Below are 17,674 nucleotides of genomic sequence, written 5' to 3' on the forward strand. Positions count from 1 at the left end.
ATAGTGTGCAAAAAAAGTCGAATTTACTTGATGAGGCGCTTGCGCTTTTCGAATTAGGAAGGGATTTTATGCAGTCTAAGCTTTTAAGAGGAACATTTATCTTAACCTTTGGAACGATCCTATCAAAGGTTATCGGCTTAATTTACGTTATTCCATTTTATCAAATTGTCGGAAAATATGGGACACAGCTTTACTCTTACTCGTACGTCCCATATACAATTTTTATTAGTGTTGCCACGGCTGGTGTACCGCTCGCAGTGTCAAAGTTTATTTCAAAATATAATGCCCTTGAAGAATATGCCGTTGGCCGAAAACTATTTAAATCGGGAATAGTGGTCATGCTATTTACGGGGATTGCAGCCTTTCTTGTCATGTATTCAGCGGCACCGTTGTTGGCAGAGATGAGTCATCCTGGTAAAAAAGACATGGCAAGTGTTATTACCGTCATCAGAGCTGTTAGTTTCGCGTTGATTGTTGTGCCATTTATGAGCTTAATCAGGGGATATTTTCAAGGACATCAATCAATGGGACCTTCTGCTGTTTCACAGGTTGTGGAACAAATCGTCCGGATTATTTTCACGCTTGCCGGTGCCTATGTTGTCCTGAAATTTTTAAATGGAACGATTGTTTCAGCGGTTAGTGTCGCAACTTTTGCTGCCTTTATTGGTGCAATCGGCGGCTTGATCGTTTTATTTTGGTATTGGTATAAAAGAAAACCATATTTGGATCAGCTTTTAGACCACGATAAAGGAACCATCGATATCTCGTTAAAGGAAATCTATAAAGAAATATTTATTTATGCAGCACCATTTGTGTTTGTCGGGATTGCCAATCCACTATTTCAATTCATTGACCAAATTACTCTTACGAGAGCTTTGACGGATATCGGATTGAATAAGAAGTTAGCAGATGTTGCTTTTGGTATCTTAAATTTTGAATCACATAAAATTGTCATTATTCCTGTTTCACTTGCAACGGCTTTCTCTTTAACACTAGTGCCAAGCATTACAAAAGCATTTGTTGAGAATGATCGCCAAAGTATGAACCGACAGTTAAACCAGACATTTCAAGTCTTATTGTATTTAACATTACCGGCAGCGATCGGATTGTCTTTATTGGCCGAACCAGTTTACACTGCGTTTTATGAGCACGATGCCCTCGGAACGCAGGTATTAGGCGCCTATGCTCCGGTTGCGATTTTATTTTCTCTATACGCGGTCACAGCTGCCATTCTGCAGGGAATCAATGAACAGCGCTTTACCATCTTAAGCTTACTTGTTGGTTTATTGGTAAAACTAGCTTTGAATATCCCACTAATAAAAATGTTCGAAACACGAGGTGCCGTATTAGCAACAGCACTTGGCTACACAGTAGCGATTATTATTAATTTGATTGTAATTAAAACCTTTTCGCGTTACCAATTCCGTCTTGTTTGGCGAAGGAGCTTACTAATCGTGATTTTTGCAGGATTGATGTGGGCGGGGACAGAGATTGTTTATAAATTCCTTTTGCTATTTCTTTCACCAGCATCAAAGGGGCAATCTGTCTTAATTATCCTAGTAAGTGCTGGAGCAGGTGCTGGCATCTATTTTTTCCTTGGATTAAAATCAGGGCTCGTTGACCGATTATTTGGAGATCGGGTTGTTCGTTTAAAGCAAAAATTAAGACTTCGCACCTGAAAATCTTCTAAATGTAAGGGGGATTATCATTGAGAATTGATAAAATGCTCGCCAATCTCGGCTACGGCAGCCGCAAGGAAGTGAAGCAGCTGCTGAAAAGAGGGGCCGTTAAAGTAGATGATGTCGTGGTTAAGGATGCCAAGCAGCATGTCGATACAGCAAAACAAACTGTCACCTTAAATGGCGAAGTTGTTGAATACAAAGAATTCATCTATCTGATGATGAACAAGCCGCAAGGGGTATTGTCAGCGACAGAAGATAACTCATGTGAAACGGTCATCGATTTATTGGAGATGGAGGATCAGGTGTATGAGCCGTTTCCAGTTGGGCGGTTGGACAAGGACACAGAAGGCTTGCTGCTGATTACGAATGATGGTCAATTAGCGCATCGTTTGCTTTCACCGAAAAAGCATGTGCCGAAGACTTACTTTGCAGTGATTGATAGGGAAGTGGACGCGGCAGACGTTGAGGCATTTGCAGAAGGGGTAACCTTGGATGACGGTTATGAAACTAAGCCCGGCGATTTGAAAATCTTGAAATCCGGGGTTCGTTCTGATATTGAGCTAACCATCACCGAAGGCAAATTTCATCAGGTGAAAAGGATGTTCGAAGCGGTTGGAAAAAGTGTTGTGTACCTAAAGCGGATTACAATGGGACCTCTGCCGTTGGACGAAACACTTGAGCTCGGTGAATACCGGGAATTAACAGACGAAGAAGTAGAGTTATTGAGGAATTATCAGGTAAAATAGAGAATATTTATGAAAAAGCAGCTGAAAAGTAGGCTGCTTTTTCATTTTTTATATACTTTGATGTTCAATGAATTTAAAGTTTCTGCCTTAAAAGGGTTATTGATACCCTTTAATATTCAACAAATTTTCCAAGTCAACGATTTCAAAATTCCTTTTTTGCAATTCCTCGATTAACAGTGGTAAAGCTTTTTTGGTCTCAACTTTATCGGAATCTGAGTGCATTAAGATAATGTCGCCATTTCGAACATTTGCCAGCACATTATTAACGATATTTTTGGAATCCTTTTGCGACCAATCTAAAGTGTCAAGCGACCAAAGGACAATGGAATATCCTTCTTGTTTGGAAATCGCCGCTACATCTGCATTCGTATCGCCATAGGGGGTCCGAATGATGGCGGGTTCTTTTCCGATAACAGATTTTATCGCCTGGCCGGTATCGGCAATTTCCTTGCGAACATCTTCTTTACTTAACTTGGTTAATTCAAGATGATGATAGCTGTGGTTTAGGACTAGGTTTCCATGCTTGAATGCCTCCATAACAACATCCGGGTGCTCCTTAACTTTACTTCCGATAAAGAAGAAATTTCCCTTAACATGATGGGCCGCTAAAATATCAATGATGGCCGGGGTGATGACTTCATCTGGACCATCATCAAATGTTAGGGCAACTTTCTTTTTATTTGGTCCATTAATAAACACATTTTCTTGATTTTTCGCAAAAAGGACAATTTCCTTCCGCCATTTCTGCATCGATGCCCAAGCTGAGTCGGTTAATTTATTCGATGTTCCTTTTATATCTAGAATATAATCGCCTGTCGATTCTGCTCTTTTAGGATTAAAAACGGAAATATGATCGATGGTCTTGCTGCTATTCGGAATGATTATTTTTAATTGAATGTCTTGACCCGCTTCATAAAGATAAATATTTTCATTGTTGTTGTCCTTTATCTCTGCTGGCTGTCCGAATGCTTTTACAATCATCTGCTCGGATACATCTTTCAAATCACTCGCATAAGAGCGGACATCGAAAATTTCGCCTGCCTTGTTGTATCCTAGAACCATATTCTTTTTATTAAAAGTAGCATAGAAGCCAAGGCCTGCTTGATCGACCGTATCAGGGTCTCCCCATTTAGTTTTTACCTGTTCTATAGTGCTATCAAACGCATTAAATGGACAGTTTTTAACCGTTCCGTTCTTAGCCAATTCCATCATTTCAGTAAGATACTGTGAATTGGGGCGGTTTACTTCCTTAGGATGTATGGCATTTTCTTTTGGTGGCAGGTTTTTACTGTCGTGTGGCTTTTCAGAAACACATGCTGTTACTATGATGGAAGAAAAGAACAGAATCACCCACAAGGTTTTGGGTAATTTCCCCACGATTCATACCTCCTTAAATTTCTTACCTTTATCATAACAAAAACATCATTAACATCTAAATATTTTTTAAAAAAATAAAAAGGACAAAGCATGAAGCCTTGTCCATTAAAAGCTATTGGATTTATTACGCCTGTAAGAAGGATTTCAACATCCAGTTATGTTTAGTAAGTTTGCCAATTAGGCCGAGGAACATATCGCTGGTCACTTCGTCGTTACTTTGTTCGGCGACTTCCATCCCCGTTTTTAATTCATCAATGATTAATGAAAAGTCATTGATGACTGACTGAACCATTTCTTCTGCCGTTAATTTTTCATTCGATTCTTCAATCGTTGCCAATTGAAGGGACTCTTTTAAAGTGGAAATAGGGCTGCCGCCATTAGCTAGTAATTGTTCAGCGAATTCATCGATTGTAGCCGCTGCTTCATCATAAAGTTCTTCAAATTTACCATGTAAGGTAAAGAAGTGAGGTCCTTTCACATACCAGTGAAACTGATGTAATTTCGTGTATAAAACGGTCCAGTTGGCGATTTGTTGATTAAGTACTTGTTCGAGTGTCATTCAGCATTCCTCCTAATTTCTTATCTAAATTAATTATAACATATACTATTTTATAATCAATAGTAAATTATAGTTATTATAAATAAGTGAGTTATCATTGTTTATCTTCATAAAATTCATACCCGCCGACATTTTTAATCCAAACCTTGGCATTGTCTCCGTTTTGATCGGCAATCCATAAATCTCTTTGGATGTCAGCCAAGTCCTTTTTCCGCAGCCATGTTAATTTACCGGATGTACGAAGATAGATCGGGGCGTAATCACCATAGTCCTTAGGGGGATGGGTAATTTGTATTTGTTTTTGCTCGCCAATTTTTATCAAAAATAATGAAGGGTCTGGCCTCTGTTTGGCGTCGTTCGACCATTCGCTTTCTTTCACTCTTGAAACAATTAAGGTATTATCATCCTTCCAAGTAAAACCTAATTCCGCAAACTTTTGCGGGGTAAGGATGATTGACTTAAATGCAGGAAGCTCGGTTACTTTCATATCTTTATCTTTGAAGCCTAAGACTATTCTGCCGCCACCAGCAATATACCCTAAGCGATTTTGCTGAAAGGCCCATTTTACTGGGGATTCCCCATTTATTTCATCGATTGTTTCGAAGTGCCGGCCATCAGCCAAAATAACACAGACCATATTGCTGTCCATTGGTCCTGAACCCGGCGGGCTGACGACAAAAGAAACCCACTTTCCATCAGGAGAAAATTGAAAGTTAGATACATAAATTGCCTGAACGTTGATGTTCCCTTTCTTTAATTCACTAGGAATGGTATAAAGGTTCTTCACATTTTTTGTTAGACTGGTGATTTTGTCTAAATCCTTTTCAAGGCCAATTTGAAAGAGAACCGGATTTGTCCAGCCATCGGGCCTTAGGGAGGCGCTTGAAGCTGTAATGAAGGAGCGGCCATCCGGGTACCAGCTGTAATCACCTACCCCCAACGCAATATTATAAAAGTGTTCAAGGTTTGAGACATTTAAGACCCCCCCGCTTTTAAAAGCAAGGATATTCTCGACCGGTGACCACCTGGGATCTGTTCCATCTCTAGAAATCCGTTTGTGCTTTTTCGTTTCAAGACTATACATCCATATTTCTGTTGACTCGATGTTCATTTTAGATTCAACTTCATAAGCAATCCATTTCCCGTCATGTGACCATTTGGGCTGATAATCGTATTTGGCTTTTCCTTTCGTGATTTTTTCTTCCTTACCATTTATTTTAGTCCAGAGAAAGCCATCCCTGACAAAAGCCACTTTTACATTACTTTCATTAAAGGGTTCCGCATTTGCATAGCCGTTAGGTATCAAAAATAGAAAAATAAAAAACAAACAAAGCTGTTTTTTCATCACTCCACCTCATTCTTAATTTCTTCAAGAATTGGTGAATTATGATGAAAAAAAGCAAAGTATTGGATTAGCAGTCCATAAAGAGTTCTTTTAGAAAAAATAAGTAACCGGGTATAACAATGGGTACTATATATCTTAATTAGGTTTAGGTTATGAAGGGGGAATGAATCATGAAACTTACACACGAGCAGGCGATTGAGTTACACGGCTTTAATAACTTAACGAAGTCGTTAAGCTTTAATATGTATGATATTTGTTACACAAGGACGAGGGAAGAACGGGAAGCTTATTTAAACTATATTGATGAAGAATACAGTGGGGAAAGGTTGCAAAAAATTTTGCGGCATGTCTCAGATATCATTGGCGCCCATGTCTTAAATGTTGCCAGCCAGGATTTTGAGCCTGCGGGTGCAAGCGTGACCTTGCTGGTATCGGAAGGGCCTGTGGCAAATGCTCCATCAGAATCATTCGAGGAATCACCGGGGCCGCTTCCCGAATCAGTGGTGATGCAGCTCGATAAGAGCCATATCACTGTTCATACATACCCGGAATTCCACCCTGATGAGGGGATTAGTACGTTTCGGGCAGATATTGATGTCTCAACCTGCGGCGAAATTTCACCGCTTAAGGCACTCCATTATTTAATCCGAACATTTGAAACCGATGTGATGACAATTGATTACCGTGTTCGTGGGTTTACAAGGGATAAAACAGGTCACAAGCTTTTTATCGACCATGAAATTAACTCAATTCAGAATTACATCCCTGAAGATGTCGGTGAATTATTCGATATGATTGATGTAAATGTCTATCAGGAGCATATTTTCCACACAAAATGTAAGCTGCGTGAATTCGATTTAAATAACTATTTGTTTGGCTATACAAAAGACAAGCTGACTCCGGATGAACATATTGAGATAACAGAGAGATTAAAGTTAGAGATGGATGAAATTTTTTATGGGAAAAATATTGTTCCATAAAAGAGCGCAGTTGTTGTGCGCTCTTTTTGTGGGGGATAGGAAAGTATAACTTTTCTATCAGGCATAAGTGCAACAACGCCTCATGAACCGCCTAACGGCTCGCCAATCGGCGAGTTTTCTTTATCATTCATTTAACAAATGGTGAAGCATTCTATTTTTATCATCGAAAAATTGTTTCATGATTCGATAATGATTCGTTTCCTCAAGGCGGCGCTCGTTGATTCCTTCTTCGGAGAACTCAAAAATCCTCGCCTCTGGATATGCCATAATGATGGGAGAATGGGTAGCAATGATAAATTGCGAATTCTCCTGAACTAGGTCGTGGATTCTTGTTAACATCGACATTTGCCGTAATGGCGACAAAGCCGCTTCCGGTTCATCCAAAATATAGATTCCATTACCGCCAAAACGGTGAAGAAATGTAGCAAAGAAGGCCTCGCCGTGTGATTGTTCATGAAGGGAGACTCCGCCAAAGGAATCAATTATCCGTCGACCCCTGCCCTCACGATCCAATTCCTCAATGTTGGAAGCAACATTATAAAAGCTTTCCGCCCGCAAGAAAAACCCATCCTTCGGTTTTTCAATCCCTTTGATTACTTTAAGATAGTCTCCAAGAGGTGAATGGGAATCATAGGTTGAAAAATTAAAATTGAAGGAGCCGCCTTCAGGGTTGAAGCCTAATGCGGTTGCTATCGCTTCTAATAAGGTTGATTTGCCCATTCCGTTTTCCCCAATAAGGAAGGTTACATTGGGATGAAAACTTAGTTCATTTAAGGTTTTAAAACTCGCCAAGTTAAAGGGATATTTTTTAATAGAAGGGACTTCGTCTCTCTTAAGTTTAATACTTCGGATATATTGACTTTTCAGCATAAAACTACCTCTAAAGTTTTTCTTTTATTGTAACACTTTCTGGCGCATCTACTGATTAAATATCTTAATGCATATTTTTAAAGCCTGCCCCATAGATTGGAATGATATATAAGATGGGGGGATGTCTTTGCAATTTTACTATGGACCGCAAATGCCACTACGAATTTTAGATGAGGCCGAATTTTGGAAGCATCAAGAAGAGGAGCATACAGTAGTAATTAGGGAGCTGGTCTCGGGACTGGAGCCGGAATTTGTCGATGCCTTGAAAAAGTGGGAACAAGCTCTTGGGGAAACTCATCAGCAGGTTGTAAAATTTATTGAATCTGTGATCCGCTCAGGTTCTCAAGTATCGGACCAATTGCATCAGCAGGTGCTACAGCTTGTTACTTATTGCTTGCAGGAAAGCGAGTCTTTTATTCAATTATGTGAACAGATTAAAACACATAGTCAAGCTGTAAGCGGTAATCATACTGCTAAAGTGGTTTTAAATCATATTATTCGCGAATCCGAGTACTTTGTCGGAATTGCTCAAGCCTTGCTATCTAGCGGTCAATAAACAAATTTCTTGAATGAAAATCAATGCTTACGGTGACTTTACTTAATATGGAGTCACCTTTTTAATGCTTGACATGGAACCAAAAGGTGTTATATTATTATGTGAAACCAAATGGTTTCGTATTTTATTTAAAGAGGAGCAATCATAATGGAAAATCAAACTCAAACATTACCTGATATTAGACACACACTAGTGTATAATGCACCAATTACGAAAGTATGGAATGCTGTAGCAACATCAGAAGGATTAGCGGCCTGGTTCATGCCAAATGATATGAAACCAGTTGAAGGTCATGAATTTCACCTAAACGCCGGCCAGTTTGGAATGTCCCCATGTAAGGTAACGAAAGTCGACCCGCCAAATAGCCTTTCGTTCAATTGGGGCAAAGATTGGACACTAACATTCGAATTAAAAGAGCTCGATGGAAAAACTGAATTTACGGTTATTCATAGCGGTTGGGATGCTGCCAAAGTCACAGAATTTGGTGCTCCACATACTCCGATTCGCGAAAACATGAATCAAGGCTGGGCGGGTCTTGTACAAAAATTGCAAGGATATGTTGAGGCATAAATGGCTACTTCTTCAGCAAAGCATGATGTCTTTCAAGCCATTGCTGATCCAACAAGGCGAAAGCTGTTGAAACTTCTAAGCAACGAAGAAATGCCTGTCACAGCTATCAGTGGGCACTTCTCGATGAGCCGAACGGCCGTGTCCAAGCATCTGGGTGTATTAGCGGATGCAGGTCTAGTTAAGAAGCAAAAAGTCGGCAGGGAAACAAGGTACAAGCTTGCGCCAGAACCACTACATGAATTAAAAGACTGGCTCCAATTTTTTGAATTATATTGGGAAAATAAACTTGGTGCGCTGAAACGTTTAGTGGAGTCGGATGAGCCCGATAAAGATACCTGAGCCAGGCTAATCGCCTGGCTTTTTGCCTATCTAGGTTGGTGGTAATATCCATGGTTAGAGGAAACAAAAAGCCAGCAAAAATTTTGCTGGCTTTGTCTTAAGCGGTTAATTTAGTAACTTCAGTTTTTTTAATAAAAAACGAAACGATAATTAAAAACCCAATAGTTACAACGCTAACCGAAGAACCGATGACGTTATTTGAATTTAACAAAAATCCGATAAAGATAACGCTCAAAGACAGAATAGCGAAAATGGTCGTATATGGGAACCATTTTACTTTAAAAGCAGGTTGATTTTCGTAAAGCGGTCGCAGCTTTAACTGTGCGGCACAAATACTAATCCAAATGAACATGACTGTAAAACCTGGAATCGTCATGAGATAGCCGATAACCTCACTTGGAGTCAGATAGGCTAAGTAAAGACCAGCTAAAATACAGACACTCGTGATGATAATCCCTGTTAAGGGGATTCCTTTAGAGGATACTTTTGCTAACTTTTTAGGTGCAACACCGCTTTGTGCCATCGAAAACAACGTTCGCGATGTTGCATAAATTCCGGAATTTGCGGCCGAAAGCACTGCTGTCAACAGGACAAAGTTCATAATATGGGCTGCGCCGGGCAACCCGGTGCTGCTGAAAACCTGAACGAATGGACTGTCTGCACCTGTGACCTTGTCCCAAGGCATGATGCCGCATATGATTAGAATTGGTAAAATATAAAAAATGATGACGCGCCAAACTGCCCCTTTAATAATCGTTGGCAAAACGCGCTCCGCATCTTTTGTCTCTGTTACTGCTACCCCGATTAATTCTGCTCCGCCATAGGAAAACATGACAACTAAAAAGGCGCTGAAAGTTCCAGCAATTCCGTGCGGGAAGAAGCCACCATGTGCTGTGTAATTCGAAAATGGATCGTGTACCGTACTAGGAATCATACCAAAAAGGAGCAAGCAGCCTAAAATGATAAAAGCAACTAAAGCAATAATTTTAATCCCAGCAAACCAAAATTCCATTTCCCCGTAATATTTTACTTGAAATAAATTAATCCCAACGATAATAACCGCGCAGAGAAAGCTTAGAAGCCATAACGGGATGGAAGGGAACCAGAATTGCAGGAAGCTTCCGGCTGCTAATAGTTCAACGACGGTTACGATAATCCAGTTGATCCAGTACAACCATCCGACTAGAAAAGAAAACTGGAAGCCAAATGCTTTGTTTACTAGATGCTGCACATTTAAATTTGGAAAGGCTAAGGCCATTTCCCCTAAGGCAGCCATAATTATAAATAGCAAAAGCCCGCCAATTAAATAGGCAACGACGACACTTGGACCGGCAATATTTAACGTGTCAGAGCTCCCTTTAAATATCCCTGTTCCAATCATGCCTGCTAAAGCAATGAACTGAACATGCCGCGGCAATAAACCCTTTTTTAATTCCTGATGATTATTTTCCATGATGAACCAACTTTCTATTCCGCTTAGACGCTTTTAAGCGTTAAAGTATTTTTATACTAATATAGCATAAATTTAATGGCTGTCAATTAGAATTGAGATTCATAATAGTTTTTTGAAACATAGAAATAGCACGCGATTGGCTCGCGTGCTATTCCTATGTTTATATTTAGATTTTGTAGTAGGTTTTAGGAGGACATCTTCACTTTCTTTTGTGTTGTCGTCCATTTTCCACGGCTTGGGCTTATGACCAAGTCATTATAGGCTAAGACATTTAAATCTCGTTGTATGGTGCGAGGAGTGATACCAAATTCCTCTACAAGTTCTTGCGTCGTGACAGTGCCGTTATTTCGAATAAACATGTAGATACATTTGATGCGGTTTAACATCCGGTTAGTCGAAGGTTTCAAAGAACCACTCCCTATCCTTTTTTCAAACCTATGGCAAAATCCTGCTACCGACAGCTTTTTTGAAGAATACTCTTCAAGAATATGTAGTTTTCTTTTCCGCGCAGCCATCTCCTTTTTTTGGGATCAAATGAAGTGAGTACTTTATTGTCTACCTCTAACCATATTGTACCCACAATTTTCAAAAATTTCTACTACTATAGTAAGAAATTAAAATAAACTTAACAATCTTTTACAAAATAGGTGGATTCATCCCCTTTTTTATTATTCTCATACTATAAGTTATGGTGTTGAATGCTTGTTTTATGATGAATTATTTGAATTTTTAGTAAAAAGATTCCCTTTATTTTTGCATAATCGCAATTTTATAAAGAAGTTTAAGAAAAATTGCTTAGCTATTTGCAAAAATGATATTGTTAAAGATGGATAAATATCTTGAATAGGGGGGAATAAAATTGACACAGATTAATTGGATAAGTGAAGTGGAAAAACGAAAAGATGCCCTTGTTAAGGACACACAGGATTTATTACATATTAAAAGTCTTTTGGATGAAGAACATGCAACAGATGAGGCACCGCTCGGGAAAGGTGTAAAAGAGGCACTGGATTTTATGCTTGAGCTCGGTGAAAAGGATGGGTTTACCCAGAAAAACGTCGGGAACTTGGCGGGGCATCTTGAGTTTGGTGAAGGTAAGGAGCTGCTCGGAATCCTTTGCCATGTGGACGTCGTTCCAGAAGGCGATGGCTGGACAAGTGATCCTTTTGGAGCGGAAATTCGTGACGGGAAAATTTTTGCCCGCGGTGCGTTAGATGACAAAGGACCGACAATGGCTGCGTATTATGCAATGAAAATTGTGAAAGAGCTTGGTCTGCCGCTTAAGAAGCGTGTTCGAATGATTATTGGCACCGACGAAGAAAGCAAATGGCGCTGTGTCGATCATTATTTTAAGCACGAAGAAATGCCATCGTTAGGATTTGCCCCCGATGCGGATTTTCCAATCATTAACGCAGAAAAAGGAATTGCTGATTTTGATATGGTTCAGAAGGCGTCAATGCAGGATTCGGCTGAGGCAAATGTAGAGGTCGTGAGCTTTGTTTCTGGAAAAAGATACAATATGGTCCCAGACCATGCCAAAGCTGTCATTTTGGTTAAGGAAAACCAAAATGAGGTGGTCGAACAATTTATCACCTTCATGAAGGAATATGAGCTGGAATATAGTTACCATGCTGAAAATGGAACATTAATTTTAGAAGTAGTAGGCGTTTCGGCACATGGAATGGAACCGAGAAATGGTAAGAATGCCGGTTTGTTTTTAGGTGAATTTCTTTCTAAACTAAGTTTGGATGCAAAATCAGCTCATTATTTCCACTTCTTAACCCGTTATTTCTTTAACGATTCAAGAGGTGTAAACCTTGGTGTGACTTATTCTGATGATATTTCCGGAGAATTAACGATCAACCCTGGAAAACTGGCTTTTTCTAAGGAATTTGGCGGCAGTATCGGGATGACCTGCAGATATCCTGTAACAAACAAAATGGAAGAAACGAAGGAGAAGTTGGATGCGCTTTTGCTAGATGAAGGATTTGCGATTGAAAACTTTTCAGATTCTAAACCGCATCACGTCGATGAAAAAGAATTCCTGATTCAAACCTTGAAAAAGGTGTATGAAGAGCAAACAGGTGAAAAGGCAGAACTGATTGCGATCGGCGGAGGAACGTACGCTCGTTCTCTCGAAGCTGGAGTGGCGTTTGGTCCGTTATTTCCCGGAAGACCAGATATCGCCCATCAAAAAGACGAATATATGTATATTGAGGATTTACTGAGAGCTACGGCTATTTACGCACAAGCGATTTATGAATTAGCTAAAACAGAATAAATAATTCAAAGGGGAAATGGGAGCATGGGATTTGCAATATTAAATGGGAAAATGATTGATCGTTCAGAAGCGAAAGTGGATGTCGAGGACCGTGGCTATCAATTTGGCGACGGGGTGTATGAAGTCATCCGTGTTTATAACGGAAAAATGTTTACCGCCGCGGAACATTTGGAGCGTTTTGGTAAGAGTTCAGACAGTATCGGCATTTCTCTCCCATACAGAACAGAGGAATTATCGGCATTACTAGAAGAGCTGATTGAGAAAAACAATCTGCAGCTTGGGATTATTTATATGCAGCTAACGAGAGGGGTATCTCCTCGTAATCATGCTTTTCCAATTGAGAAGATCGCTCCTGCCCTAACAGCCTATACGAAGGAGTTCGCAAGACCTGATGAAAGCATGAAAAAGGGTGTGTCGACGATTCTGACAGAGGATATCCGCTGGCTCCGCTGTGATATAAAAAGCTTAAATTTGCTGGGCAATTTATTAGCCAAACAGAAAGCAGCGGAAGCAGGCTGTTTTGAGGCCATCCAGCATCGCGGCGAAAATGTGACCGAAGGAAGCTCGTCGAATATCTATATTGTCAAAAACGGTGTGGTGATCACGCATGAATCCAATAATCTTATTTTAAAAGGGATTACTAAAGACGTGATTCTCGAATTGTGCTTGGAAAATAATATCCCTGTAGAAGAGCGGACCTTCACTCTGGAAGAGCTGGCAAATGCGGATGAAGTGTTCCTTTCCAGCACCACTTCAGAGGTCATGCCGATTGTGGGAATAGGCGATAAAAAAGTAACCGAAGGTCATCCAGGCCAAGTAACAAAAAAACTACAAAAACTATTCCAACTAGAAATCGAAAATCAATGCGGCAAACTGAAATAAAACTAGGTGTCAGGCACCATGTGAAAAATTCACATGGTGCCTGACACCCTTTTTACATTAAGATGGATACAATTTGGGGAACATAGACTAAAATTAAGTAAAGGAATGAGAAATGATATGGAGCAGCGAAACCACTTTTTCTTTGCAGTGAAAATTCCGGAAAAAACGAAATTGATTATGAAGAATCATCTGAATCAATTAAAAGAAAAGATCCCTTTTAGCCGCTGGGTCCACCATCAGGACCTCCATATTACATTGGCCTTTCTTGGTGCTGCACCAGCTGAAAAACGTACAGCTGCAGAAAAAAACGTTAATGAGGCGCTTAAGGAGACAGCAGCATTAACTTTGAATATTAACAAGCTGGGATTTTTCGGGATGGAGAATGCCCCGCGTGTGTTTTGGGCCGATACCGAGGAAAGCGCTGAGCTGAAGAATATCAGGGAAAAGGTGTTTTCTGCCTGCGAGAGGGCGGGATTTCAACTGGAAACAAGACCCTTCCGTCCTCATATTACCCTTGCCCGCAAGTGGAATGGAACGACGGCATTTCAAAAGGAATGGTTGGAAATATGGCATGAACTTCAGTCTGCACCTCTTCCATTTCAAACAAATGAGGTCGTATTATACCAAACACATCTTCACCAAACACCAAAATATGAAGTAATTAATCAATTCAACTTACAGGTTTAGAATATTTTTAGATAAAGGTTGATTTTATGAAGCACATCTACTTTATTATTAATCCAAAAGCGAAAAACGGGCATTGTTTGAAAATCTGGGGGGGAATTGAAGCGCAGCTAAAGACAGAACAAATTTCCTATCTAGCCTTTTTCACTGAATTTCCCGGTCATGCAAAAATACTCGCCCATCAAATTGCCGACAACAAGAATGAGGCGGATAAAATCATTATTGCTGTTGGCGGCGATGGCACGATCCATGAGGTCATGAATGGGATAATCAAGCATAAGAATATAACACTTGGATTTATTCCCGGCGGTTCAGGGAACGATTTTTCAAGGGGATTTCAGATTCCGTCAGACCCGTTAGAAGCCTTAAAGGTGTTATTAAGGCTTATGAAGCAGGAACCAGCTTTTATTGATGCCGGGAAAATGACGCTCGAAGATCAATCGGAACATTATTTTATTAACAATATGGGGGCAGGATTTGATGCAGTTATTGCCTATAAAGTTAATCATTCTCGGATAAAGGCTTTGTTAAATAAGCTATCCCTTGGTCGCCTGGTTTACGTATATTTTCTGATAAAAGAATTATTTACTTATAAGACAGCCACAATTGATTTATCAATTGATGGGCAAAAGCATATATTTGAAAAGACATGGTTTGTGACCGTCTCTAACCAACCCTACTATGGCGGCGGTATGAAGATTGCTCCAGGAGCCGAGCCGGATGATGGCCAGCTTGATATTACCGTTGTCCACCAGTTAGCGAGATGGAAGCTCTTGCTTGTGTTCATCAGTGTTTTTTGGGGGATACACATTCATTTTAAAGAAGTAAAAACATTTAAAGGAAGTGTAGTTTCCATCCAATCGGCGACATCGTTGTATGTCCATGGAGACGGGGAACATATTGGCTATACTCCCTTAAACATAGAGGTTCAGGTAAAGGAATTGCAGGTGTTAACGAGAAGAGGCAGGAAAGAAAACCTTGATTTGAAAGAGAGGGGAGCGAATGATATTTACTGACAGGAATTTCCTTGCCTATTTGGATGAGCTGACCATCATTACGATACTGCTTCCGCTTTCATATCATCAAGGGGTGTCAGCCTCTTTTTATCTCATCGATCATTCCGGGAAGAGCCCGCTGTCAATCCTTAGTATAAACCAGATTGAAAATAATCAAAAATATATTTGCCGGCTTGAAGTTGACATTTCATTTGGTAAACAATATTGGATCATGGATGAACATGGGGGCAAAACAGACCTGCAAATAGGTGCAGTGATTCGAACGGAGTCATTTGATCATCTATTTTATTATGACGGGAATGATCTTGGTGTGACATATGATGCCAATCTGACCCGATTTAAACTTTGGGCACCAACAGCCACTCAAGTGAAACTCAAATTATTTCCGCCTAACAGTCATTTTTCAGAAATCATCAAGATGAAACGGGAGGACTTCGGAGTATGGTCTGTTGGTATCAACCGTGAGCTAGAGTCCTTTCAATATCGTTTTCTCGTTCAAGTCAATCAGGAATGGCGTGAGGCTGTTGACCCGTATGCTAAGGCTGTGACGGTTAATGGAGAGAAAGGTGTAATTGTAAAACTCGAGAAAACCCGCAAAACGAAACCCGTGTTACCGCCCATCGAAAGTCCAGTGGATATGATTATTTATGAAACCCACATCAGAGACTTTACCATCCATGAAAATAGCGGAATCATCGATAAGGGACTTTACCTAGGAGCCGGAGAGCTGAACACGAAGGGAAAAGGCGGAGGGAAAACCGGGTTATCCTATGTAAAAGATTTAGGTATAACCCATATTGAATTCCTTCCTTTTAATGATTTTGCTGGAATCGATGAACTAGAACGAAATAAAGCCTATAATTGGGGATATAATCCGCTTCACTTCAATGCTCCTGAAGGCAGCTATTCCACCGACCCCTTAAATCCATATGCAAGAATTATTGAGTTAAAACAATTAATTGAAAAAATTCATCAGAGCGGTCTCCACGTTATAATGGACGCAGTTTATAATCATGTCTACATTCGTGAAACTTCCTCATTTGAAAGCATAGTCCCTGGCTATTATTTTCGCCATAATGAGATGGGATTGCCTTCTAACGGAACAGGAGTCGGAAATGATATTGCTTCCGAACGGAAAATGGTTAGGAAATTTATCGTTGATTCGCTTCGCTATTGGCAGGAGGAATATGGTATTGATGGCTTTCGGTTTGATTTAATGGGGATATTGGATGTAACGACCATATCGGAGGTATGTGAGAGTTTACCTGAGGGAACAATCCTTCTAGGCGAGGGCTGGAACTTGAATACCCCCCTTCCTCCAGAACAAAAAGCAATGATAGCCAATCAAGCAAAAATACCTCAAGTAGCCATGTTCAATGACAAATTTCGCGATACGATTAAAGGCAGCACCTTCAATTTGTTTGATAGAGGGTTTGCCTTAGGGAATGATGAACATCACACTGAAACGGCACTCGAGGTCATTACAGGTAGTATAGGTTTTAAAAAGCAAGAAAACCGGCTTTTTAACGAACCCTATCAATCAGTAAATTATATTGAATGTCATGATAATCATACACTATGGGATAAACTTCTCTCTTGCCTGCCAGATGCGGATGACTTGACGCGCATGAAATATCACCGGCTTGCTACAGGGATTGTACTATTGTCTCAAGGAATTCCTTTCCTTCATAGCGGGCAAGAGTTTTTCCGAACAAAACAAGGTGATGGAAATAGCTATCGCTCCTCTAGCGAGATTAATCAGCTAGATTGGGACCGAAAATCGGAGTTTATTGAAAATGTAAATTATCTTAAAGGGCTGATTCAAATTCGAAAGTCATTTTCATGTTTCCGAATGAGAACTGCTGGGGAAATCCGCAGCCATATTCAGCCATTATCAACAGCTGCACCGCTTTTAGGCTGCTTATTAAACAAGGACTCTTATGAGGTGATTTTGTTGATAAATCCCTCTCCTAAACAGCAAATTGTATCCCTTCCTGAGGGAGATTGGTCCATATTGGCTAATCATGATTATGCGGGGATTTCGTCCAAAGTCGCCACTGTAAAGGAAGAATTCACGATAGATTCTGTATCGCTTAATGTTTTGCTAAAAAAATAGTTTTCCAAGATGACTTGACGAAAAAAGGCAATTGGAGATAAAATTTAATAAGATGGCTATTGTATGGCATGGTTTCAATAGCTTTTTTTTTATTTTAAAAAAAGTCCAAGCTGTTGATTTGAATGTGGTAAAATTAAACCTTCGGCAGCATAGACGTTACCTCTGAATAAGATGGGCAGCGAAGCTCGTTAGAACGGCATAAATTGAAGGTGAACAAT

17 protein-coding genes are annotated in these 17,674 nt (G+C 40.0%); 11 read left to right on the forward strand and 6 right to left on the reverse strand.

Annotated features, from left to right (window positions below; all coding sequences use genetic code 11):
- Positions 1-68: 68 nt before the first annotated feature.
- Both ACFVSW_RS19525 and ACFVSW_RS19530 read left to right on the forward strand, forming a co-directional pair.
- Complete coding sequence (locus ACFVSW_RS19525) at positions 69-1,679, forward strand: putative polysaccharide biosynthesis protein (RefSeq protein ID WP_387318280.1); 1,611 nt, start codon at positions 69-71, stop codon at positions 1,677-1,679.
- Positions 1,680-1,708: 29 nt separating this feature from the next.
- Entirely contained in the window at positions 1,709-2,428 is a 720-nt protein-coding gene (locus ACFVSW_RS19530) for a 16S rRNA pseudouridine(516) synthase (protein ID WP_387318281.1), read from the forward strand.
- A gap of 96 nt (positions 2,429-2,524) precedes the next feature.
- On the opposite strand, the gene ACFVSW_RS19535 is transcribed toward ACFVSW_RS19530, so the two are convergent.
- The 3 genes from ACFVSW_RS19535 to ACFVSW_RS19545 form a co-directional block, all read right to left on the reverse strand.
- A complete protein-coding gene (locus ACFVSW_RS19535) occupies positions 2,525-3,805 on the reverse strand; it encodes a polysaccharide deacetylase family protein (protein ID WP_387318282.1) in 1,281 nt (426 codons plus the stop codon).
- Positions 3,806-3,929: 124 nt separating this feature from the next.
- On the reverse strand, positions 3,930-4,364 hold the full coding sequence (locus ACFVSW_RS19540; protein ID WP_387318283.1) for a Dps family protein: 435 nt from the start codon (positions 4,362-4,364) through the stop codon (positions 3,930-3,932).
- A gap of 94 nt (positions 4,365-4,458) precedes the next feature.
- Entirely contained in the window at positions 4,459-5,709 is a 1,251-nt protein-coding gene (locus tag ACFVSW_RS19545) for a TolB family protein (RefSeq protein WP_387318284.1), read from the reverse strand.
- A 170-nt stretch (positions 5,710-5,879) separates the two neighbouring features.
- On the opposite strand from ACFVSW_RS19545, the gene speD reads away from it, so the two are divergent.
- Complete coding sequence (gene speD, locus ACFVSW_RS19550) at positions 5,880-6,689, forward strand: adenosylmethionine decarboxylase (RefSeq protein WP_387318285.1); 810 nt, start codon at positions 5,880-5,882, stop codon at positions 6,687-6,689.
- A gap of 123 nt (positions 6,690-6,812) precedes the next feature.
- Here speD and ACFVSW_RS19555 read toward each other — a convergent pair whose 3' ends face one another.
- The gene (locus ACFVSW_RS19555) at positions 6,813-7,559 is read right to left on the reverse strand and encodes an AAA family ATPase (protein ID WP_387318286.1); all 747 of its coding nucleotides are present in this window, start codon (positions 7,557-7,559) and stop codon (positions 6,813-6,815) included.
- A gap of 127 nt (positions 7,560-7,686) precedes the next feature.
- On the opposite strand from ACFVSW_RS19555, the gene ACFVSW_RS19560 reads away from it, so the two are divergent.
- The 3 genes from ACFVSW_RS19560 to ACFVSW_RS19570 all read left to right on the forward strand — a co-directional run bounded on the left by ACFVSW_RS19560 (position 7,687) and on the right by ACFVSW_RS19570 (position 9,024).
- Entirely contained in the window at positions 7,687-8,115 is a 429-nt protein-coding gene (locus tag ACFVSW_RS19560) for a DUF2935 domain-containing protein (RefSeq protein ID WP_387318287.1), read from the forward strand.
- A 147-nt stretch (positions 8,116-8,262) separates the two neighbouring features.
- Entirely contained in the window at positions 8,263-8,685 is a 423-nt protein-coding gene (locus tag ACFVSW_RS19565) for an SRPBCC family protein (protein ID WP_387318288.1), read from the forward strand.
- On the forward strand, positions 8,686-9,024 hold the full coding sequence (locus tag ACFVSW_RS19570; protein WP_387318289.1) for an ArsR/SmtB family transcription factor: 339 nt from the start codon (positions 8,686-8,688) through the stop codon (positions 9,022-9,024). It abuts the gene before it with no gap.
- A gap of 97 nt (positions 9,025-9,121) precedes the next feature.
- On the opposite strand, the gene ACFVSW_RS19575 is transcribed toward ACFVSW_RS19570, so the two are convergent.
- Together ACFVSW_RS19575 and ACFVSW_RS19580 are read right to left on the reverse strand one after the other, a co-directional pair.
- Positions 9,122-10,477, reverse strand: coding sequence for an amino acid permease (locus ACFVSW_RS19575; protein WP_387318290.1), 1,356 nt, complete (start codon positions 10,475-10,477; stop codon positions 9,122-9,124).
- Between the two features lie 185 nt (positions 10,478-10,662).
- Positions 10,663-10,884 (reverse strand): DeoR family transcriptional regulator, encoded by a 222-nt coding sequence (locus tag ACFVSW_RS19580; RefSeq protein ID WP_007086548.1) that lies wholly within the window; start codon positions 10,882-10,884, stop codon positions 10,663-10,665.
- A 452-nt stretch (positions 10,885-11,336) separates the two neighbouring features.
- On the opposite strand from ACFVSW_RS19580, the gene pepV reads away from it, so the two are divergent.
- The 5 genes from pepV (at position 11,337) to pulA (ending at position 17,456) form a co-directional block, all read left to right on the forward strand.
- The gene (gene pepV, locus ACFVSW_RS19585; protein WP_387318291.1) at positions 11,337-12,758 is read left to right on the forward strand and encodes a dipeptidase PepV; all 1,422 of its coding nucleotides are present in this window, start codon (positions 11,337-11,339) and stop codon (positions 12,756-12,758) included.
- 24 nt (positions 12,759-12,782) lie between these two features.
- Complete coding sequence (gene dat, locus ACFVSW_RS19590) at positions 12,783-13,640, forward strand: D-amino-acid transaminase (RefSeq protein ID WP_387318292.1); 858 nt, start codon at positions 12,783-12,785, stop codon at positions 13,638-13,640.
- 117 nt (positions 13,641-13,757) lie between these two features.
- Positions 13,758-14,327 (forward strand): RNA 2',3'-cyclic phosphodiesterase, encoded by a 570-nt coding sequence (thpR, locus tag ACFVSW_RS19595; protein ID WP_387318293.1) that lies wholly within the window; start codon positions 13,758-13,760, stop codon positions 14,325-14,327.
- A 26-nt stretch (positions 14,328-14,353) separates the two neighbouring features.
- Complete coding sequence (locus ACFVSW_RS19600; protein ID WP_387318294.1) at positions 14,354-15,340, forward strand: diacylglycerol/lipid kinase family protein; 987 nt, start codon at positions 14,354-14,356, stop codon at positions 15,338-15,340.
- Positions 15,327-17,456 carry a type I pullulanase gene (gene pulA / locus ACFVSW_RS19605; RefSeq protein ID WP_387318295.1) on the forward strand — a complete coding sequence of 710 codons (2,130 nt, stop codon included), beginning with the start codon at positions 15,327-15,329 and terminating at the stop codon, positions 17,454-17,456. The genes ACFVSW_RS19600 and pulA overlap by 14 nt, the downstream gene beginning before the upstream one ends.
- Positions 17,457-17,674 lie beyond the last annotated feature (218 nt).

It is taken from the genome of Neobacillus sp. NPDC058068, from assembly GCF_042885335.1.
Classification (GTDB): Bacteria; Bacillota; Bacilli; order Bacillales; family Cytobacillaceae; genus Neobacillus.

Bases quoted from the DNA above. Each gene is read 5' to 3' on its own strand.
- ACFVSW_RS19525 (WP_387318280.1), top strand. From the start codon at position 69: ATGCAGTCTAAGCTTTTAAGAGGAACATTTATCTTAACCTTTGGAACG.
- ACFVSW_RS19545 (WP_387318284.1), bottom strand. From the start codon at position 5,709: ATGAAAAAACAGCTTTGTTTGTTTTTTATTTTTCTATTTTTGATACCT.
- dat (WP_387318292.1), top strand. From the start codon at position 12,783: ATGGGATTTGCAATATTAAATGGGAAAATGATTGATCGTTCAGAAGCG.
- ACFVSW_RS19600 (WP_387318294.1), top strand. From the start codon at position 14,354: ATGAAGCACATCTACTTTATTATTAATCCAAAAGCGAAAAACGGGCAT.
- ACFVSW_RS19565 (WP_387318288.1), top strand. From the start codon at position 8,263: ATGGAAAATCAAACTCAAACATTACCTGATATTAGACACACACTAGTG.
- thpR (WP_387318293.1), top strand. From the start codon at position 13,758: ATGGAGCAGCGAAACCACTTTTTCTTTGCAGTGAAAATTCCGGAAAAA.
- pulA (WP_387318295.1), top strand. From the start codon at position 15,327: ATGATATTTACTGACAGGAATTTCCTTGCCTATTTGGATGAGCTGACC.
- ACFVSW_RS19555 (WP_387318286.1), bottom strand. From the start codon at position 7,559: ATGCTGAAAAGTCAATATATCCGAAGTATTAAACTTAAGAGAGACGAA.
- speD (WP_387318285.1), top strand. From the start codon at position 5,880: ATGAAACTTACACACGAGCAGGCGATTGAGTTACACGGCTTTAATAAC.
- ACFVSW_RS19570 (WP_387318289.1), top strand. From the start codon at position 8,686: ATGGCTACTTCTTCAGCAAAGCATGATGTCTTTCAAGCCATTGCTGAT.
- ACFVSW_RS19540 (WP_387318283.1), bottom strand. From the start codon at position 4,364: ATGACACTCGAACAAGTACTTAATCAACAAATCGCCAACTGGACCGTT.
- ACFVSW_RS19575 (WP_387318290.1), bottom strand. From the start codon at position 10,477: ATGGAAAATAATCATCAGGAATTAAAAAAGGGTTTATTGCCGCGGCAT.